1 protein-coding gene is annotated in these 569 nt (G+C 27.2%); it reads left to right on the top strand.

The window, feature by feature from the left end:
• Positions 1-11: 11 nt before the first annotated feature.
• The coding region (locus tag GMD6S_RS11785) for a DEAD/DEAH box helicase (RefSeq protein ID WP_237739133.1) at positions 12-569 on the top strand (558 nt) is incomplete at its 3' end.

Raw genomic sequence — 569 nt, 5'->3', positions numbered from 1 at the left:
ACGCAAAAGAAATGTGGATTGATTTGATTGGAAGAGCAGGATTTTATCCGTATTATATTGAAAAAGTTTGTCAAGAAGAGCAATTAACTCTGTCACTTCAGGATCAAATAAAAACAGAATTTTTTAAATCTGATTATCTTCCAAATATATATTTTCATCAACAGCAAAAAGAAATAGAAATAGCTTTATCCAATGGAAATAATATAGCTGTAAGCGCGCCAACTAGTTTTGGAAAAAGCTTACTTATCGAAGAGATTGTAGCAAGAAAACAATTCTGTAATATCTTAATTATACAACCAACTCTTGCATTAATTGATGAAACAAGAAAAAAACTATCAAAGTATAAAGGAGATTATAATTTAATAATTAATACTCGTCAAATAGTTCTTGAGAAAAATATTTTTATTTTAACAGCTGAACGAGTGTTAGAATTTCCAAATCTTCCCAATATAGATTTTTTTGTCATTGATGAATTTTATAAAATTTGTAATCGTCTAAATGATAGTAGAATTGATTCTTTGAATGTTGCGTTATTAAGAGTTATGAAACATAATACCCAAGCAATGTTC

The organism is Streptococcus sp. GMD6S, assembly GCF_000297015.1.
Note: the sequence above shows the minus strand (reverse complement) of the source record. Positions and strands in the feature narration are given on the sequence as shown.